The sequence below is a fragment of the Bradyrhizobium sp. LB13.1 genome, from assembly GCF_054056815.1.
In genome coordinates, this window is the sequence record NZ_JBSRYQ010000001.1 from 6,288,362 (window position 1) to 6,306,341 (window position 17,980).

The window sequence follows — 17,980 nt, forward strand, 5'->3', positions numbered from 1 at the left end:
GCATCTAGCGTGGGCACACATCACTTCGAAAATGGCCAGACACCGACGGGTCAAGCAGCCAGCTGATTGCCCTCGCCTGTTCTGGTTCGAGAATTGTTCACCACATCTTCTGTACAATCGCTGTGCCGCACAGCTAAGCGGTAAGCGTCCAACAGATACCGGCAGGCTTCACGATCAGCACTGCGCTCTTTTAAAATGCGTTCTCTCTCACCGATGATTATTAATTGGTCGCGCATTTTGGCGAATTGCAGCGTGGCGGAGCCGATGTTGCGCTTGTTATGATTTGATTCCCACATGGTTCCCTCCCAGCACAGTACAACTTACAAAAGTTAGCTTACGTCATGCGGCAGAATTGACAATAAATATTCGCGGCGTCAAATATAATAAAAATGCGCCGTATGATTGAACCTGCACCATCCCCCTTGATACCAAGGGGCGCGCTCGTAGAAGGCGCTCAGAGACCCGCCGACGATTAGCCGGCTCATCAACGGCAGATATCCATCGAGCCTTATTCTGATTTCCAGAACGCATACGCTCGATTCATTCGGGCAAATGCGATTTAATTTGCAAATTGATTTTTTCGAAGCGAACATATGACGAAGTGAAGAACGGGGAGTGAAGCTGTCGAGAAGCGCCGTCACCGGCATCTCTCATGGCGCCAAGCAAACGCCCAGTGCCCGATGCCGCTAAGTAAACAGCACTCCCACTCAAGCCAGCCGGTTTCCGATCAGCAGCGAGCAATATCTAGGAAAGGCCTACATGGGTATGATTAATGGTCAAGTGCCCCCAAACCGGTCACGTTATTCCCACCGGTATCATGTCCGATCGTGAGACATTTCTGCGAAGCGTCGTGTTTTTCGGCAATACTCATTGTCCAATTTGCCGCGCCAATCACAATTGGTTTGCTCGCGAGGCTTGGGTGGAAGAGCCGGTCACTCAGCTTGTCAAGATGTTCGGAGGGGCGCCGTCGTGCTGATGTCGAATATCGTCGGCGTATACGTCTAGCCGAATTAACGATGGAATGCGGACCGGATGGATAGCCTTATTTGGCACCGCGCTTGCTGAGTTCTATTGCGCTCCCCCTTCCGACCCGTGGAAAGGAACTTGGCCGCGCCTGATAGAAGCGAAATGATGCGATTCTCAATGGAGACTGTTGCTATGCCGCTTCGGCCAGATCCGCAGCGGCTATGTGCAGTTGAGAGATCAGGGTCCTACCTCCTCTCAGCTGATCGCTATCATGGTCGCTTCGCCCTCACCGGGTGGAATCGCGCCTAGCTTCAAACTTCGCAGGCGACCGCGCTAAGCGGGGATGCGGATCTCGTTCATCGGCCCGATCGCCGATAACGGCTCCTGCAAAACATTAAACGACTGGTCGCCTGCAAATTGTCCGAGCGAGAAAAAGCCGCAGCGAATCTCCGCTGCGGTTCTCGACAGGAGGCGCGCCTCCTGGATGTGGAGTCCTGATTGGGACGCGCTGCACGATGCTGCTAGGCTGAGCGAGGGTTCACGATGGTGTACCCCCTTAGGGAGCGCGCGTGGATCCTCGTCGCGTGCCCTCCCGAGTTTGCGTCATACGCCAACCAGATGTCACCGGCGATGTGCCGCTCCAGGACAAAGACGTGTCCGCGTCGCGCTGCAGCCATTCCCGGGGCGGGCGAGGCGCGCGGAAAACGCAGCCAATTAGCCGCCAGGTTAAGTTCCGGCACTATGCGACCAAACACTCGTATTGCCGCACCACATCCACAGAACGATCGAGGGCAACCGGCTGGACGACCGCCGACGATCTCAGTCTCAGCCATGTCTGAGCTGACTGCGGACATCCTTAAGCTCCGAACAGCATCTGGTTTTAGACCTCGTGCTGATCTGCTAGATCTCTGCATGTGCACCAACGACGTTGAAAAATCGCAGGGCATAGTGACGTTGCATTCGGGTGGAGGAGGACGTAAAGGGCGCGCCTCCGAAGAAACGGAGATTGTTAAAGCGAAAATTAACGCAGTTACTACTCGACTAAACATGCAGGGACTCCCGATTAATGGCCCCGCCCAGCCAAGAGAACGCCTTGTATTTTGTCGAATTTAAGCTTGCCGTTTAAAGTTTCTCACTTGAATAAATTAAATAATTGAACAAGATTTGGCGACCTATGCCGGCCTTATGTCTCTTTGCGATGCATTGCGAGCAAGGTTGGAGCGCACGCGGAATGAGAGCCCAAGGGCCGGGCACACGCAATCGCGGGCATGGAATCTCGCCGGCTTTGAGGCCAGGGTACCCCTCCGGCAGCGCACGGTTGAGTGCCGTCGCCCTAACAGCATCCGCTCGCTTTGCCGTCGTGAAGAATGTTCAATCGCATAAATTCCCGGGAGATGGCCTCAATGGGGCCCTCACGTTTTGGCGGGGCGCCTGCTGCTTAGTCCTTCCTCCCGCCGGGGTGACATCTTACTGATAGATCCGTCTGAGTTTTCGAATGATCCACCGTGCTCGCCATCGGCGCAGCTTTAGGGCCTAGCAGTCTGCTGAAAAACCCCTCGCCAGGAAGGGGACTTGATGATTCACTTTATCATCTCGAATCGGCGGAGACGATCATGCGCGGCAGGTTTACGGATCAGGGCGGCCTGTTTTCGTACATCGCGCCGGATAAACGTGTGCCAGCGAACCATCCGCTGCGGAAGGTCCGGGAACTTGTCCGGGATGTTTTGAATGATTTGAACCGCAGCCTTGGAAAGCTATACGCCAGCGAGGGACGTCCTTCGATCCCTCCGGAGCAATTGCTGAGCGCCTTGCTGCTGCAGGTGTTCTACGGCATCCGCTCGGAACGCCAGCTGATGGAGCAGCTGGACTACAATCTTTTGTATCGCTGGTTCGTGGGACTGTCGCCGGACGATCCGGTCTGGGACCCGACCACCTTTACCAAGAACCGGGAGCGGCTGCAGAACGGCGATGTGTTCACGAAGTTCATGACCAGGCTTCTGAACCATTCTCAGGTCAAGCCGCTATTGTCGGACGAGCATTTTTCGGTGGACGGAACGCTGATCGAAGCCTGGGCTTCGCAGAAGAGTTTTCGCCCCAAGGACGGCAGCGGCGACGATGATGACGGCGCCAACTTCCATGGCCAGAAACGCAAGAACGACACCCATGCGAGCACCAGTGACCCGGACAGCAGGCTTTATCGCAAGGCGGCCGGACGGGAGGCCAAGCTTTGCTATATGGGCCACGCCACCATGGAGAACCGGCATGGGCTGGCGGTGGCCGGCAGGGTCACGCATGCCAATGGCACCGCCGAACGCCGGGCTGCGGAGGTCATGCTGAAGGCGAGACGCAAAGCCGCAGGTCGCCGCATCACGGCTGGTGAGGACAAGGCATACGATACGGCCGATCATGTCGCCAACCTTCGCGCCATCGGCGTGACGCCGCATGTGACACAGAACCAGGCCATCACCAAAACCGGCAAGAACCGTAACAGCGCGATCGACGAACGAACCACGCGGCATCCGGGATACGGCATGTCGCAATCGCGCCGGGCGATGGTCGAGTGCATTTTCGGATGGGGCAAGCAGCATGGCACCATGCGCAAGACCAAACATCGGGGCATCGCTCGCGTCGCCGCCGACTTCCTGCTTAATCTGATCGCCTATAACCTGATCCGAATTCCCAAACTGCTCGCCGCATAGCCACCCCGCGCCGGGGCACACTCAATAACAAGCTAGAAATTACATCCAACTCTACCGCGCCGCTCCAAAAACGACCGGCGGAAAAATGAAAATTCTCCATTTCAAGGTTTTTCAGCAGACTGCTAGGACGAAAATCGGAGCCAGCCTGGTCGGCAGCGAAAGGGACACTGCGTGCCACCTCCTCCGCGTTACTGTCGTGCACCCCACGCTAGCGAGACGTAAAGATGCACCGCAAGCAGAAAGACAGCCGCATATCCCGTGAAGAACAACATTTGGGGTACCGCTCGAAGAATGACCTCTTTGATATTGCCCATATGAGCCTCTCGGTGCGCCCTGTTCGGTGGCACGGGGCTAAAGGCTGCGCTCTTACGATCGAAGCTGCTTTTGCAGATCGTTACGCTCTTCAAGTAGTTCGTTCAGACGTTGAGCATTGCCAATTTGTGTTTCCTGCCACTCGATTCGATCCTCTGCAGTCCATAAGTAAGACTCTCGATTGAACCGATCTTTTTCAAATCCATCGACTTGAATGTACATCTCGATTTCACGCTCAACCTTGTCCAACTGCTCCTGGAGAGCCCTCCGTTGCCTCGGTGGCCACGTTTTAGCAATATCCGTCACCCGACTGAACCTACACCCCAAGTGAAGAAGCTTGGCATCCGCATGCTCCGACGAGAATGGGAGCTCCGGATTGGATTTATTGGGCGACTTGTTGAGCGAAGCGATATGTGTGCTTGGTAATGAATGCATCGACATTGGAATAGCTCAATTTATGGGAGCGACATCGACAATATTATTCTACCCAAATATCTGAGGAATATACCTTAAGCTATAGCATTTCAATTCCATAGATAATCACAGACGTCGCCGGGCTCCCCGACGGCGCCTTGGCTGCCATGTGGGAATTGAGCCCGTTGCAACTTCTTATTTATATGCTCCAATGATTATTTTTATTAATTGAACAATGGACACACTGAATGCCATGAGGGCCAATCCAGGCTGCTTCGCTGTCGATGCGGACAGGGGCTGACGGCTCTGCCATGCCCTTTCGGCGAACGAATAGAACAACCATCTGCCTCACGCGGATGAAGGTGGCGCTATGACGGAGCGGGGATGTCCGCGCCTCCCGCTATTCTTTCCGCAGGCTTTCGGCATGCCCCTTCAGGACCGCTGGTTGTCGCGATATAGCGATCAAGTTCGTGACCATTTGCGTCAGGTGCGGCAGGGTATCGCTGGGCTGGGCGACATCGATATCGTCCACTTGCCAATATAGGACCCGGTCCGCCACAGCCGGAAAGTGGCGTTCGATCATCGATCGATGCTCAGCCTCTTTCAATCCTATGACGACATCTGCTCGACTGAAGTCAGCTAAACTGCACGCCTGCGGAAATTTATCAGCGCCCTTCGGGCTAATTCCTAGGGCTTGCAACCTCTCGAGTGCAAAGCCGGAGATGGGACCGGTGTTCTCAAGCGCCCCCCTCTCGGAAGAGCCTCTGGAGAATGCTCGCCAGGGCAGATCCTCTTGTTCAGCAAGGTGATTGAACAGTTCCTCCGCAAACCGGCTGCGGTAGTAGTTGCCCGTACAAAGGAAAAGAACCCATTTGCAGTTTTCAGTCATTCCGAGACACCAGGAAATGGAAGTTCGATCATGGCTGGAGGCGTGAGTTTATCTCGAATCGCGCCAATCTCCTCGACCCAACGATCACCAGCTTATCTCCTGTAACATCGCTGGCCGAAAGCTTGGCGAAGGCGCCGCGGGCGCCATACCGCACCGTCAGCTATTCTGTCGAATGAAGAATGGCATCAGCTTTTCGAAGATTTGCGACCGAAAGCGATCAATCTCCCAGGTAAGCGCATCGCTAAACCCTGTGGCATACGCATGGATAGTGGCTCGGTCCGCAGTCACCTTGGTGGGCACCCCATTTACAACCACCAAACCAGTCAGAACCTTTCCATCCCATTCAACAGCGCGATTACAATCGACCGACATGGCAACTTCCAATATAAATGACAGGATGGTCTTATATCGTACCAAATCACGTAGATCCGCATGGGCACAATAGAAGGATAAAGAGGCATGATCCCAAACTTGCGCCAATCTACTTGATTCTAATAACACGATTAAATCGATGATTGAAATGGAATTTACATCGCCGCGGCGAATAAAAGCATCATGGTGCAAACTCGCTGGTTGATCGAGAGTGACGAGGACGAAGCGAAGTAGTCGGCTGCTCTTAGCGGGCCGAAGTCTCTCGCGTCGGAGCAACTTCGTTTCGCGTGAATCCAACCTGCGGGACGGGGCCAGACTATACTGCCAGCGTCCCGTGACGCGGCTCGGATACTCAGAGCTTCGGAGATACTCCACGACCTTTTAAGTCTAGAATTAATCGGATGAGGTCGATGGCCCGGTACCGGGCTCCGTCGTCTTTACCGCCTCGATTTGGCTGGCGTCACCGATTGCTTGTCGAAGTCGAGGCGGAAGGCCCGCAGATACGCGTCCATAGCCCCGGTGAAAGCAACTCCGCCCGCCGTGACCACAAGGCCGCTCACCAGTGGTGTGTCCCAGTTGAATGCCATTCCAAGCGGCGTACGACGGCGAGCCGAACGGGTTGAAGATCGCGCGCGACGGGCGGATCGTCATCACGGACTATCGCTATGGGCTCATGACGCTCGATCCAGCCAGCGGCAAGGTCACGTCCATGCGGGAGCGGCGCTGGTCGGAGCGTTTCAAAGGCATCAACGACCTGGTCCTTGCCAGCAATGGCGACATCTATTTCACCGACCAGGGCCAGACCGGCATGCACGACCCGACCGGTCGCGTCTATCGCCTGCGCGTGGACGGAAACGCTCGACCAGATCGTCAACAACGTCCGCAGCCCGAACGGCCTCGTGCTCAACGGCAGCGAACACATCCTCTACGTGGCCGCCATAAGGGGCAATGCGATCTGGCGGATACCGCTGATGCCCGACGGCACGGCATCGAAGGTCGGCATCTTCATTCAACTGTCCGGGAGCCTCGGCGGGCCCGATGGCCTTGCGATAGACGAGCAGGACAACCTTGCCATTGCTCACGCCGGTCTTGGTACCGACTGGATTTTCAGCCGCCTGGGCGAGCCGCTCTATCGGATCCGCTCCTGCGAAGGGCTCGCCACCACCAACGTGGCCTATGGCGGTCTCGACAACAAGAGCCTCTACATCACTGAATCCGAGAGCGGCTGTGTCCTGGTTGCGCGCCTTCCCGTCGCCGGTCGGTTGATGGCGTTGCATCGATAGCGAAAGGATAACCTTCATGTTCTGGACGGTGCAGACGGTAGTTCTGATTCTTGGCCTGACCGCGTCGGGGACGGCCTGGGCCGCATCGCCCGACGACAACCCGGTCGAAGTCGTCGTTGGCTTCGCCGCGGGTGGCGAGACCGACGTGATGGCCCGCAAGCTTCTTCCCTTCGTCGAGAAAAGACTTGGCGGGAACGCGAGATTTGTCGTCGTCAACAAGCCCGGTGCCGGCGGCGAGATCGCGGTCGCAGCGATTGCGCGCGCCGTCCCCGATGCCTACGCGATCGGGTCGTCAACGTCCCCGGCTACAACTTTCTGCCGATGAAAGACCCAGTACACCATGGGACGAAATCCGTCTGGTTGCGCGCGTGGTCGACGATCCCAGCGTGATCGTCGTTCGCAATGACAGCCCGTTCACGACCCTCGCAAGCGTGCTCGACGCGCAGCGCAAGAAGCCGGGTTCGGTCACGTTCGGCCATAACGGCGCGGGCACGAACGGACATCTGGCCATCTGCATGCTCGCAAAGGCGGCCGGCGTCGAGCCGAATGAGATTTCCTATCGCGGAACGGCAGCGGCCATCTGGTCAGCCTGAGCAAAGTGCCTAAGCTTCACGGTACCAACAAAGCAGAGCTCCGGGCTATCGCAATCCTGTCTAAGCCTAGTTCCTCATCATTGCCCGGCGTACCCACGGCCGAGGAAGCCGGCGTTCCCGTCATCACGACCGCCGAGCGCGGCTTTGCGCCGCCGAAGGGGGCGCCCGATGACATCGCAAAGAAGCTGCAAGCCGCGATCGCCGAGAGCCTCAACGATCCCGAATACATCAAGAGCTCAGCCGGTGGTGCTCCAGTGCTCGCTTTCATAGCCGGAGCCGAATGGCAAGCGTCTCGACGATATGACGAACGGGTTGCAGCCGCTTGCGAGCGAGATTCAGTCGATCGGAGCGCGCCGCCTACGCCAATCCGTAACTGACTGCAAGTCCTACTGACGGCAGGAAGTCATTGAATTCCGGTGGCGTCCGGGCTCTCTCGGGCTCCCCAAAAACCTACCCAGGCATCCGCTGAGATCGACGATATGCGGTTCGATCCGACTTCCGCTCATGGCCATAGCTGACTTTCGACAACTCAAGCCTGCTAGATGGGCCGACGGGGTCACCCTATCTACGCCCGGCCACCACTGATAAGCTTTCGGCTATTTCCTTATCAGTTCGCGAACTGCCTTCATTTGCGACCAAGCCATATCGGTTGCCGACTGACTGCTGGGCTCACCAACCCAACTTTCGTGTCGGACTCGCTAAATGAGCCCTATCTGCCAGTCGACTCCGCAGGCTAGGAGATTGCGCGCGCGTCTTGGTATCATTCCGTGACCCCGTTCATTCGATGGCCGCGCGCCGGGTATGCCAGTCCGTTACCGACTGGAAGGCATGACCAGCGCGGGCAAGCACATCCTCGGACAGATGCGGACCCACCAGCTGCATGCTGAGCGGCAGGCCGTCCGACGCCATCCCGTTCGGCAGCGTGATAGTGGGGCTGCCCGAGAAGTCGAACACCGCGGTGAAGCGCAGGATACTGAGCAGCACGTTCGGATCGGCACCGTATTCGGCCATCTTGGTCAGCGTCGGGATCGGCACAGGCATTGTGGGGATCAGCAGCAAGTCGATATCGCCGAACAAGGCGGCGAGACTTCCGCAGAACTTCAGTCGCTCATGATGGATCTGCGCGATCTCGATACCGCTCATCGGCCTGCCCTGCTCGATCAGCTGCGCCAGATCGGGGCCGTATTCCGATTTTCGCGACGGATAGGTCTCCAGGTGCGCCTCCGCCGTTTCGATCGAGCACATCGGGATCCACATGCTGACAAGCTTCTCGTAGGCCGGGAACTTGACCTCGCGGATATCGGCACCGAGCGCTGCCAGCGTGCGTTCGGCTTCCAGCAACGCAGCGACCACCTGCGGATCGATCCCGTCCTGGGTGTAGCTGCGGTCCACGCCGATCCGTACGCCCCGGATGCCGTCACCGATGCCGGCCAGATAGTTCGGCACCGGCGCCTGCAGGGCCGTGGGGTCGTTGACATCGGCACCTGCGATGACGCCGAGCATGGCCGCCGCGTCGGCAGCGCTTCGACACATCGGCCCGACATGGTCGAGCGAGTCCGCCAGCGGAAAGACGCCGTGGCGGCTGACGCGTCCCCAGGTCGGCTTGATGCCGGTCAATCCGCAGGTCGCCGACGGAAACCGGATCGAGCCGCCGGTGTCGCTGCCGATCGAGCCGAAGCAGAGCCCCACCGAGGTCGCCACGCCCGATCCGCTTGACGAGGAGCCGACCCAGTAATCGACACCCCAGGGATTGAGCGGCGCCTGATCGTTCGGATGGTGGCTGGTATAGGCGCCCTCGGTCATCTTGAGCTTGCCAAGAGTGACGGCGCCGGCGTGCTCGAGCCGGTCCACGATCGTCGCATTGAAGGACGGAACGAACTTGGCATGGATCGTAGTGCCGCCTGCCGTCGGTGCGAACGTGGTGTAGCAGAGATCCTTCAATCCGATCGGCACGCCATGCAATGGTCCACGCCAGACGCCCTTGGCAAGCTCTGCGTCACAGCGCTTCGCTTGCGCCATGGCCCGCTCGGCAAGCACGAGCGCGTAACCGTAAAACTTGCTATCGAGCTTCGCGATCCGGCTCAGCATGGCCTCGGTTACTTTCGAAGGCAGGAGCTCACCCCGGCGGAACAGCTCGGAGAGTTCGGTGATCGACTTGTAGTGAATTGGATCCGCTGACATCTGACAGCCCTGCTGTTGTCGGAAATGGCTTCGCTCACCGGCGCCGCAGACGGCCGGCCTCGTGACTACGCTGCTCGAGATGCGCCTAGAACTGCACGCCGCGCGTGAGGGCACCATCAACCACGAGGTTGGTCCCCGTGATGAAGCTCGCCGCCTTGCTGGCAAGGAACACAGCGCCGTTCGCCATCTCCTGCGGCGTTCCCATGCGGCCGGTAGGATTGAGCGCCAGCGCGGTGTTGTACAGTTCGGGATTGCCGTCCTTGATCTGATTCCAGACACCGCCCTCGAAATAGGTGTTGCCGGGAGAGACCGAGTTGGCGCGGATGCCTTTGCCGGCAAGCTGGAAGGCGAGCCCCTGCGTGTAATGGATGATCGCAGCCTTGAACGTGCCGTAGGGGCCGCTGGCGAAGTCGACCTCGCGGCCCGACACGCTGGAGATGGTGACGATCGCAGCGGCCTTGCTCTTCTCAAGATACGGCATCGCCGCATTGACCAGCCGCACCGTGCCCATCATGTCGGTGGAGAACTCCTTCTCCCAGCTCTCCTCGTCCTGCCCAATCGACAGCGCGCTGACATTGGCAACGACGATATCGATCCCGCCAAGTTTCGAGGCCATATCCTCGACCCAGACCTTGAGCGCCGGCCCATTGGAGACGTCGACGGAACCGCCGAACGCCGCAACACCTTTCGCCTTGATCGCGGTGACAGCACTATCGACGTCGGCCTGGTTGCGGGCGCAGATGCCGACATCTGCGCCTTCCGCCGCGAAGGTGTCGGCTATCGCCTTGCCGATGCCCCTGGTGCTGCCGGTAACGAGAACCTTTGCTCCCTTGAGTCCCAGATCCATGTCCATTCCCTCCCTATTGACGACTTATAACGTGCGACGTGGCCGTTCAGAGCAGAAGCTGCTCGCGGACATTATGCTCGTTGACCTCGCCGCCTGCCAGCGACTGCGTGATCTTGCCCTTCTCCATGATGTAACAACGCTCGGCGATCGCCAGGATCGTGTCGAGATTTTGCTCGACGAAGATGATCGTAGTGCCGAGCTCGTTCCGGAACGATCTCAGCGCCCCGCAGATGTGTTGGACGATCGAGGGCTGGATGCCCTCAGACGGTTCGTCCAGGATCATCAAGGATGGATTGCCGATCAGCGCGCGGCCGATGGCGAGCTGCTGCTGCTCGCCGCCCGACATGGTCCCCGCGACCTGCCGCCTGCGTTCCCTGAGCCGCGGAAAATACTCATAGACGAGCTCCGGCAGCTTCTTACCGTCGGGACCGCCGATCAACTCGCCGACCTGGAGGTTTTCCTCAACGGTCATCTGCGGAAAGACGTCGCGCCCCTGCGGGATGTAGCCGAAGCCCGCCCTCGCCCGCGCGTCGGCTTCGAGCTTTGTGACGTCCTGATCCATGAAGCTGATCGTGCCGCGCCAAGTCTGCAGCAGGCCGATCAGGCACCGCATCAGGGTCGACTTGCCGACCCCATTACGGCCGATCACGCCGACGATCTCGCCGCGCGAGACCGACATGGTGACACCCTGCAGGATCGGCGTCGCGCCGTATCCCGCCCATAGTTCCGATACGTCAAGAATCCGATCAGTGGGCATGGGTTTTACCGAGATAGATTTCCGCGACCTTCTCGTCCTGCAGGATGTTTTCGAGATTGCCGCGCGCAAATATCTTGCCGAGATGCAGCACCGTGACGCGCTGGGCGACCTGGCGCACGAAGGCCATGTCATGCTCGACGACAAGCACAGTCATGCCTTCGGCATTGAACGACTTGATCAAATCCCCGGTCTTGAAGGTTTCCTCGGGAGACATGCCGGCGGTCGGCTCGTCCAGCAACAGGAGCTGCGGCTTCAGCGCCAGTGCCATCCCGATTTCAAGCCATTGCTGCTGGCCGTGCGACAGTGCCCCCGCGAGCTTTTCGCTGTCCGGGCCGAGATTGAGCAGCGTCAGCAGGCGATCCTCCTCTGTGATGCGTTCCGCCCCGGACAATCGCTCCTGGAGCGCGATTTGAATGTTCTGCCGGACCGGAAGTTCCTTGAACACGCTCGGAGCCTGCATCTTGATGCTCATGCCCCGTTGCACCCGCGCATATGGACGCTCGGCGGTGACGTCGACGGTATCGAACAGGATGCTGCCCTGGGTGGGTGGGTAAAGACCCACGATCAGCTTGAACAACGTGCTCTTGCCGGCACCGTTGGGACCGATCAGGCAGTGCACCTCGCCCGCGTTGACCGTAAGATCGACATCGGAGACAGCGGTCAATCCGCCGAAGCGCTTGGATACGCCTTTGACCTCGAGCAGCGCCATGTTCAGGATTCTTCCGGCTGTAAGCGACCGGCCTCCTCCGCGACGGCGCCATCATCGCGCCGTCGGCGCGCACCCCACCAGTCGGCGGCAAGCTTGCCAATTCCGAGCACAAAGCCCTGCGGCGCCAGCATCACAGTGGCGAGCAGCAGCGCGCCCATCAGCACCAGCGCGGCCTGCTGGCTGTAGACCGTGATTGTCTGAAAGCCGAACAGCAACAGGAACGACCCGACCAGGGTCGCCGTCAGATCGTTTCGCCCGGAGAAGGCCACCCACACGATCGGCATCGCGGCTGCCGGCAGGCCGATACTGGAGGGCGTGATAAACTGTCCCCAGGACGTGTAGAGTGCGCCGCTGAGGCCCGCGAGGCCGCTGCCGATCACGAATGTCAGCAGCTGGTATTTCCGGACGTCATAGCCCAGCATCTCCGCGCGTTGGGGATTTTCGCGCGTTGCCACGATGACATTGCCGATCCCCGAATTGACCAGCATGCGCAGCGCGAGATAGACGATCACGATCAGCGCGATCATGATGTAATAGAGCGCCGATCCCTCGATATAGAAGTCACCCACGGTCAGCGGGTCCATGCCCTTCATGCCGTTGAAGCCGTTCAACCGCGCCGGGCCGATGTGCCATTCCGGCCCTGCGGTCTGACCAAGGAAGAAGGCAAGCACGAGCGTCGCGGACAGCGTCACGATGCCGAAGAAGATGCCGTTGATCCCACCCCAGATCATGAAGTAGCCGAGAATTCCCAGCCGCCAACATCGCGAGGACAACCGAGAGCACGAGTGCGGCGATCGTCGCAGTGCCGCCGCCCATGTTGATGGCGAGCACGCCATAGCCATAGCCGGCGATGCCGAAGAACAAGGTCTGGCCGAACGACAGCATGCCGCCATAGCCCCACATCAGGCAGAGGCCGAGCGCCATGAAGATCCAGATCAGGAAGTAAGCGAAATTGCCCACGTCGTAGGAATCGGCGAACAGCGGATAAGTCAGCGCACCCGCGAGCACGGCGAGGAAGCATGACCAGAAGATCTTGCCGCGTCCGAGCGTCTGTGGGCCTTCCAGCAGCTTGAACATCAACATTTCCCCTTAGCGCCCACGGCGGACCAGCACGCTAGAGAGCCCTTCGGGCAACACCCGAATGATCAGGATGACAGCCACCAGCATGCCGATCTGACCGATGATCTGTCCATAGCTCGCGTTCAGCGCCATTCGGATTATCGCCAGGAAGACCGCGGCCGGCGCCGTTCCAAGCAGCACGTTCGCTCCTCCGATCACGACGGTGACGAAGCTTTCGACCACGAATGTCGCACCCATGGTCGGAATCAGCGTCATGGTCGGCGCGTAGAGCGCCCCGCAGAGCCCGGCGAGGCCGGTGCCGATCCCGAAACTGATCGCATAGATGCGGCCTGTGCGCGCGCCCAGCGCCTTCGCCATCGCGGCGTTCTGCATAGTCGCGCGGGCGATCACTCCGAACCGCGTCTTCATGAAGATGATGTAGAGACCGCCCAGCACGGCCACCGCGCAACCGAACAGCACCAGACGATAGGTCGAAAACGAATAACCGCCGATTGCGAAGCTTCCCTCCGGCGTTCCGATCCCCCGTACGGCAGACCCGACAATCAGGAGCATCGATTGCGTCACGATGAGACTGAGCCCCCAGGTCGCGAGCAACGAATCCAGCGGCCGCTTGTAGAAACGCCGCACGACCAGGAACTCGACGAGGACACCGATGAGCCCCGCCGTCAGCGCGGCCAGCATCTGGGCAATCGCGAGCGGCACACCGAGATTCACAAGGCCAACCGTCACATAGGCACCACACATGATGAACTCGCCGTGGGCCATGTTGATGACGCCCATCATGCCGAACACAATGGCGAGGCCTGCGGCCGAAAGAATTAGGAACGCAAACACGTCGGCGAACTGATAGAACAGGGAGAATACTTCAGCCGACATCTTGATCCCCCTTGCCGATCCCGGCGCCCCATCGTTGCGGCGCCGGCCTTGTTCAAGATCGTGACACTCAACACGAGCAAGATCTGTGCCCGCCGGACGTCACGACTTCTTGGGGAGATGACTCGGGGTGTACTGATCCTTGTCGTTCTTCTTGGTGAGATCGCAACCGATCTCGCCAAGCCAGTAGGGCTGGATCGTCCCGTAGTCCTTCTCGACCTTCACTTCGTGCTTCGGCCCGACCGAGATCAGGCGCATGCGGTGCGAGGTATGCTGGCTCTTCGGATCGATGCAGACCTTGCCTTCGGGGGCGTCGATGCAGGCGTCTCCACTGGAGATCACCTTCCGCATGTCGTCGAGCTTGATCGACTTCGCCTTCTCGACCAGCGCCTTGTACATGTAGAGAGCGTTATAGGCGTTGTAGCCCATGTCGTTGATGTAGAGTTCGTCGGGGAATTTCGCGTGCCAGCGCTTCTTGAACTCGGTCGCTTCAGGCGTGTCTATTTCCTCGAACCAGTTCGCGGTTGCGTGCATGTTGTTGAGCGCCGGCGGCTTGAACCGCTTGTGCTCGAAGCCGAGCATGACCTTGATCGAAGACCCCATCGGCAGGTTGAGGTTGGCGGCAGCGGCTTGCTCGAAGAACGAATCCTGGGCGGCACCGACATTGATCGTGAGCAGCCAATCCGGCTTCGACTTCTGGATGTTCTGGATCGTCTGCGCGAACTGCGACACACCGAGCGGAATGAACTCTTCGCCCACTATCTCACCGCCGAGATCCTTCATGATCTTGCGGTTCCACTCTGCCGAGATCTGACCGAAATTGTAGTCGGCGGCGATGACGTAGACTTTCTTGCCGAACTTCTCGACCATCCACGGTATCAGCGTCGAGAACTGCTGCTCAGGCACCGCACCCATGCTGATCATGCTGGCGTCGCAGACACCGCCTTCATACTGGTTGGTGTAGAAATAAGGCGTGGAGGTGCGGTCGACGATCGGACGCAGCGCTTCGCGCGAGGCCGAAGTGATGCCGCCGATCAATACGTCGACCTTGTCGCGATTGAGCAGACGGCGGCCGAATTCCTGATATCGGGCGTTGTCGCCCTGCGGATCGAGGTGGATCAGCTCGATCTGCCGCCCCAGGATGCCGCCGCTCTTGTTGATTTCCTCGACGGCCAGCTGGGAACCGTGCAGCTTCGGCATGCCCATGAAGGCGAGATCGCCGGATACGTCCTCGAGCAGCCCCACTTTCAACGGCGGCTCTGCCGCGCGTGCAACATTCATCACCGCAGCTGTACCAAGCATGGCGCCGAGCAAAACGATTCCGAGCTTACGTCCTGAACTCATCGTGATGTCCCCTGTTTTTGAAAGCGGCTGGATGTCATGGCTTGAGGTAATTCTTCAGGATCGATGCTCCCATCGTGTATTTGGGGTCGACCATGTTGCCGAGGCGCATGCGGCCCGTCTGGCTGAGCAGCATGTAGGCGTCGATCTCATCGAAGCCGTAATCTGCCGCCATCCACCGCACGAGCTCACGATAGGCGATACGCGCCGCGTCCTCGAGCGGACGCGCGCTGCCGATCGTCATGATGAAGTCCTTAGTCTCGAGCCGGGGCCAGGCGAAGCTCCAGTTCTTGATCAGGTCGACCTGCAATGTAACGGTGGCGCGCTGCTCCAGCGCCACGCCGGAGAGCTCACCGTCGCCTTGCGTCGCATGGCAGTCGCCGACGTAGAGCATCCCGCCATCGGTATGCACCGGAAAATAGATGATCGCACCTGGCGCGACGTCGGGCAGATCCATGTTGCCGCCGTGGTAATCAGGCTGAAGCGATGAGATGGCCTCGATCTCCGGCGAGACACCGATGGTTCCGATGAACGGCTCGTAGGGCAGCGTGATCTTGTCGTTCCAGCGTATGCCGTTCCTGTCGACATGCAGTTTCTTTACGCGTTCCGGCAGCGGCGGATTGAGCAGCGCCGTCGAGCTTGTTCCGACCAGCCCGCCGAATTCCGGAATGATGCAGGTCGTACCGGCCGGCTGTTCACCCCGCGTCTCGACGTCGCGGATATAGATCGCGAGACAATCGCCCTTCTTGGCGCCCTTGACGGCGATCGGTCCGCATTGCGGGTTGAGATAGGGGAAATTCAGTTTGGCGGTCGGGCTGTCGCTTTCGCTGGTGAGCACGCCGCCAAAGGCATCTTCCGTCTCGACGACAACGATCCCACCCGGGTCGATCGACAGGGTCGGCTTGGCATAGGGGCCGTAGACATAATGGAAGCCGCCCTGCTGCTCGATCGTCAGGCTATGCGTCGCGCCAGTCGCGCCTTTGGCGACCGCGCGCTTGGTCATGATTGATGTCTTCAACCAGTCTTCGGACATGTGATCAGCTCCTCAACTCAGACCCCGGGATGACGTTTGTGCCAGTCGGTGACGCGCTGGAACGCGTCGCCCGCCCGCACAAGTCCGGCCTCGTCGAAATGACGACCAACGAACTGGAAGCCGACCGGACCGCCATTCGCCGCGAACCCGCCGGGCAGCGTCACGGTCGGACTTCCCGTCATGTCGAATGGACACGTGAAGCGCAGCAGTCCGCCGATCAGCGAGGCGTCCTCGCCGAGCGCTGCCATCTTGGCGAGCGTGGGCGCGGCGAACGCCTGTGCCGGCACCGCGACGAGATCGACGGTCTCGAACAGGACACGGACCGCGCCGCGAAATGCCTCGCGGCGAAGCACGATCTTCTGGTAGTCCATGCCGGACTGCTGCCGGCCGAGATCGAGCAGACCCGCGAGCGCCGGGCCATACTCGTCCTTGCGCGCCGGATAGGTGTCTTCGTGCGCGACGGCGACCTCGATGCCGCAGAGCGGGAACCAGTCGTCGATGACCGCCTTGGGATCGGGGAAAATGATCTCATTGATCTTCGCGCCGAGATCGGCCGCCACACGCAACCCTTCGGTCAGGACCTTCGCCGCATCGCCATCGGTTCCTTCGCTGGTCCAGCGCCGGTCGACGCCGATCGTCACACCGCGCAGGTCGCCGGAGAGACCGGCGAGATAGTCGGGCACAGGCAGCGGCACCGACGTCGTGTCCCTGGGATCCTGCCCCGCGATGACGCCGAGGATTGCGCCGCAGTCGACAGCGCTCCGCGCCATCGGGCCGATGTGATCCAGCGTCGCCGCAAGTTCGAAAGCGCCGTAGCGGCTGACTCGTCCCCAGGTCGGTTTAAGCCCGGTGACGCCGTTGGCCGCTGACGGAAAGCGGATTGAACCGCCGGTATCGGTGCCGAGCGAGCCGAAGCAGAGGCCAGCCGCGGTAGCGACGCCGGAACCGCTCGAGGATGCGCCGGGCCAAAGATCCGCGTTCCACGGATTTTTCGGCGGATCAATCTTCGGATGATGATCGGCGTAAGCTCCTTCGGTCTGCTGCAGCTTACCAAGAATGATTGCGCCGGCCTCCTTCAGCCGCGCAACCACCGTTGCGTCCTCAGTCGGACGAAAATCGTGATGGATCGTCATGCCGTGCGCGGCAGGCGCGCCCCTGGCCCAGCAGAGATCCTTGACCGCCACCGGCACCCCATGCAGCGGTCCTTTGACCTTGCCGGAGGCGATTTCCTTCTCGGCCACGGCGGCGTCGGCAAGCGCTGAGTCAGCCATCACATGCGCGAAACTCTTGAGCTTGCCGTCGAGCTTCTCGATCCGCCCGAGCATCGCCTTGGTCGCTTCGACCGGCGACAGGTCCTTCGCCTGGATCTTTCGCCCGATGTCGACGAGCCCGAGATAGTGGAGATCCGTTTCCGCCATCGCTCTTCATCCTCCCGCTCACATGACACATCGCCGTCTCGCACATGCGTCACTGTTCTGGCTACGCGGACGCATCGCCAGCTTTCCCGGCGGCAAACGAAAAAAGCCACCCGTCCCTCCCGAATGAGGTGACGAATGGCTCAAATGCCGCGGCTATGATCTGTCGCTTTAGGGTCCGTGATCGAACGAAGCACTTAGTGCAAGGAGCTGGAC

Annotated in this window: 17 protein-coding genes and 2 pseudogenes; 6 read left to right on the forward strand and 13 right to left on the reverse strand. The window is 59.6% G+C overall.

Translation table 11 applies throughout. From position 1 onward, the window contains the following. Positions 1-50 precede the first annotated feature (50 nt). Positions 51-296: a hypothetical protein gene (locus ACVWYI_RS30450; protein ID WP_456664008.1), complete on the reverse strand. Its 246-nt coding sequence runs from the start codon at positions 294-296 to the stop codon at positions 51-53. 1,191 nt (positions 297-1,487) lie between these two features. Next, entirely contained in the window at positions 1,488-2,015 is a 528-nt protein-coding gene (locus ACVWYI_RS30455; protein WP_456664009.1) for a hypothetical protein, read from the reverse strand. Between the two features lie 564 nt (positions 2,016-2,579). On the opposite strand from ACVWYI_RS30455, the gene ACVWYI_RS30460 reads away from it, so the two are divergent. Further along, a complete protein-coding gene (locus ACVWYI_RS30460; RefSeq protein ID WP_456661595.1) occupies positions 2,580-3,665 on the forward strand; it encodes an IS5 family transposase in 1,086 nt (361 codons plus the stop codon). A 366-nt stretch (positions 3,666-4,031) separates the two neighbouring features. Here ACVWYI_RS30460 and ACVWYI_RS30465 read toward each other — a convergent pair whose 3' ends face one another. Together ACVWYI_RS30465 and ACVWYI_RS30470 are read right to left on the reverse strand one after the other, a co-directional pair. Then, positions 4,032-4,418, reverse strand: coding sequence for a hypothetical protein (locus ACVWYI_RS30465; RefSeq protein ID WP_456664010.1), 387 nt, complete (start codon positions 4,416-4,418; stop codon positions 4,032-4,034). 373 nt (positions 4,419-4,791) lie between these two features. Then, positions 4,792-5,280, reverse strand: coding sequence for an arsenate-mycothiol transferase ArsC (locus tag ACVWYI_RS30470; protein WP_456664011.1), 489 nt, complete (start codon positions 5,278-5,280; stop codon positions 4,792-4,794). Positions 5,281-6,232: 952 nt separating this feature from the next. Between ACVWYI_RS30470 and ACVWYI_RS30475 the strand changes: the two are divergent. From ACVWYI_RS30475 to ACVWYI_RS30495, 5 genes and pseudogenes are all read left to right on the forward strand, one after another. Then, a pseudogene (locus ACVWYI_RS30475) lies at positions 6,233-6,436 on the forward strand (SMP-30/gluconolactonase/LRE family protein); the annotation flags it as partial. Between the two features lie 115 nt (positions 6,437-6,551). Next, entirely contained in the window at positions 6,552-6,935 is a 384-nt protein-coding gene (locus ACVWYI_RS30480; protein WP_456664012.1) for an SMP-30/gluconolactonase/LRE family protein, read from the forward strand. A 16-nt stretch (positions 6,936-6,951) separates the two neighbouring features. Continuing rightward, positions 6,952-7,260, forward strand: coding sequence for a hypothetical protein (locus ACVWYI_RS30485; RefSeq protein WP_456664013.1), 309 nt, complete (start codon positions 6,952-6,954; stop codon positions 7,258-7,260). Next, complete coding sequence (locus ACVWYI_RS30490; protein ID WP_456648957.1) at positions 7,208-7,528, forward strand: tripartite tricarboxylate transporter substrate-binding protein; 321 nt, start codon at positions 7,208-7,210, stop codon at positions 7,526-7,528. The genes ACVWYI_RS30485 and ACVWYI_RS30490 overlap by 53 nt, the downstream gene beginning before the upstream one ends. A gap of 5 nt (positions 7,529-7,533) precedes the next feature. Beyond that, the gene (locus tag ACVWYI_RS30495; RefSeq protein WP_456664014.1) at positions 7,534-7,905 is read left to right on the forward strand and encodes a tripartite tricarboxylate transporter substrate-binding protein; all 372 of its coding nucleotides are present in this window, start codon (positions 7,534-7,536) and stop codon (positions 7,903-7,905) included. Positions 7,906-8,305: 400 nt separating this feature from the next. Here the strand turns inward: ACVWYI_RS30495 and ACVWYI_RS30500 are convergent, their stop codons facing one another. The 9 genes and pseudogenes from ACVWYI_RS30500 to ACVWYI_RS30540 all read right to left on the reverse strand — a co-directional run bounded on the left by ACVWYI_RS30500 (position 8,306) and on the right by ACVWYI_RS30540 (position 17,767). Further along, positions 8,306-9,709, reverse strand: coding sequence for an amidase (locus tag ACVWYI_RS30500; protein ID WP_456664015.1), 1,404 nt, complete (start codon positions 9,707-9,709; stop codon positions 8,306-8,308). Positions 9,710-9,794: 85 nt separating this feature from the next. Beyond that, a complete protein-coding gene (locus ACVWYI_RS30505; RefSeq protein WP_354104718.1) occupies positions 9,795-10,556 on the reverse strand; it encodes an SDR family NAD(P)-dependent oxidoreductase in 762 nt (253 codons plus the stop codon). A 46-nt stretch (positions 10,557-10,602) separates the two neighbouring features. After that, positions 10,603-11,313 (reverse strand): ABC transporter ATP-binding protein, encoded by a 711-nt coding sequence (locus tag ACVWYI_RS30510; protein WP_456664016.1) that lies wholly within the window; start codon positions 11,311-11,313, stop codon positions 10,603-10,605. Further along, positions 11,303-12,022, reverse strand: a complete 720-nt coding sequence (locus tag ACVWYI_RS30515; RefSeq protein WP_456664017.1) for an ABC transporter ATP-binding protein — start codon at positions 12,020-12,022, stop codon at positions 11,303-11,305. The genes ACVWYI_RS30510 and ACVWYI_RS30515 overlap by 11 nt, the downstream gene beginning before the upstream one ends. A gap of 2 nt (positions 12,023-12,024) precedes the next feature. Continuing rightward, positions 12,025-13,099, reverse strand: a pseudogene (locus ACVWYI_RS30520) (branched-chain amino acid ABC transporter permease). Positions 13,100-13,111: 12 nt separating this feature from the next. Then, entirely contained in the window at positions 13,112-13,978 is an 867-nt protein-coding gene (locus tag ACVWYI_RS30525; protein WP_247444019.1) for an ABC transporter permease subunit, read from the reverse strand. Positions 13,979-14,077: 99 nt separating this feature from the next. Continuing rightward, a complete protein-coding gene (locus ACVWYI_RS30530) occupies positions 14,078-15,319 on the reverse strand; it encodes an urea ABC transporter substrate-binding protein (RefSeq protein WP_456664018.1) in 1,242 nt (413 codons plus the stop codon). 34 nt (positions 15,320-15,353) lie between these two features. Next, complete coding sequence (locus tag ACVWYI_RS30535) at positions 15,354-16,349, reverse strand: acetamidase/formamidase family protein (protein WP_247444020.1); 996 nt, start codon at positions 16,347-16,349, stop codon at positions 15,354-15,356. 17 nt (positions 16,350-16,366) lie between these two features. Continuing rightward, a complete protein-coding gene (locus tag ACVWYI_RS30540) occupies positions 16,367-17,767 on the reverse strand; it encodes an amidase (protein ID WP_247341517.1) in 1,401 nt (466 codons plus the stop codon). Positions 17,768-17,980: the final 213 nt, after the last annotated feature.

Bases quoted from the DNA above. Each gene is read 5' to 3' on its own strand.
- ACVWYI_RS30530 (WP_456664018.1), bottom strand. From the start codon at position 15,319: ATGAGTTCAGGACGTAAGCTCGGAATCGTTTTGCTCGGCGCCATGCTT.
- ACVWYI_RS30500 (WP_456664015.1), bottom strand. From the start codon at position 9,709: ATGTCAGCGGATCCAATTCACTACAAGTCGATCACCGAACTCTCCGAG.
- ACVWYI_RS30535 (WP_247444020.1), bottom strand. From the start codon at position 16,349: ATGTCCGAAGACTGGTTGAAGACATCAATCATGACCAAGCGCGCGGTC.
- ACVWYI_RS30470 (WP_456664011.1), bottom strand. From the start codon at position 5,280: ATGACTGAAAACTGCAAATGGGTTCTTTTCCTTTGTACGGGCAACTAC.
- ACVWYI_RS30515 (WP_456664017.1), bottom strand. From the start codon at position 12,022: ATGGCGCTGCTCGAGGTCAAAGGCGTATCCAAGCGCTTCGGCGGATTG.
- ACVWYI_RS30485 (WP_456664013.1), top strand. From the start codon at position 6,952: ATGTTCTGGACGGTGCAGACGGTAGTTCTGATTCTTGGCCTGACCGCG.
- ACVWYI_RS30505 (WP_354104718.1), bottom strand. From the start codon at position 10,556: ATGGATCTGGGACTCAAGGGAGCAAAGGTTCTCGTTACCGGCAGCACC.
- ACVWYI_RS30490 (WP_456648957.1), top strand. From the start codon at position 7,208: ATGCCTACGCGATCGGGTCGTCAACGTCCCCGGCTACAACTTTCTGCC.
- ACVWYI_RS30540 (WP_247341517.1), bottom strand. From the start codon at position 17,767: ATGGCGGAAACGGATCTCCACTATCTCGGGCTCGTCGACATCGGGCGA.
- ACVWYI_RS30525 (WP_247444019.1), bottom strand. From the start codon at position 13,978: ATGTCGGCTGAAGTATTCTCCCTGTTCTATCAGTTCGCCGACGTGTTT.
- ACVWYI_RS30510 (WP_456664016.1), bottom strand. From the start codon at position 11,313: ATGCCCACTGATCGGATTCTTGACGTATCGGAACTATGGGCGGGATAC.
- ACVWYI_RS30460 (WP_456661595.1), top strand. From the start codon at position 2,580: ATGCGCGGCAGGTTTACGGATCAGGGCGGCCTGTTTTCGTACATCGCG.
- ACVWYI_RS30455 (WP_456664009.1), bottom strand. From the start codon at position 2,015: ATGTTTAGTCGAGTAGTAACTGCGTTAATTTTCGCTTTAACAATCTCC.
- ACVWYI_RS30450 (WP_456664008.1), bottom strand. From the start codon at position 296: ATGTGGGAATCAAATCATAACAAGCGCAACATCGGCTCCGCCACGCTG.
- ACVWYI_RS30465 (WP_456664010.1), bottom strand. From the start codon at position 4,418: ATGTCGATGCATTCATTACCAAGCACACATATCGCTTCGCTCAACAAG.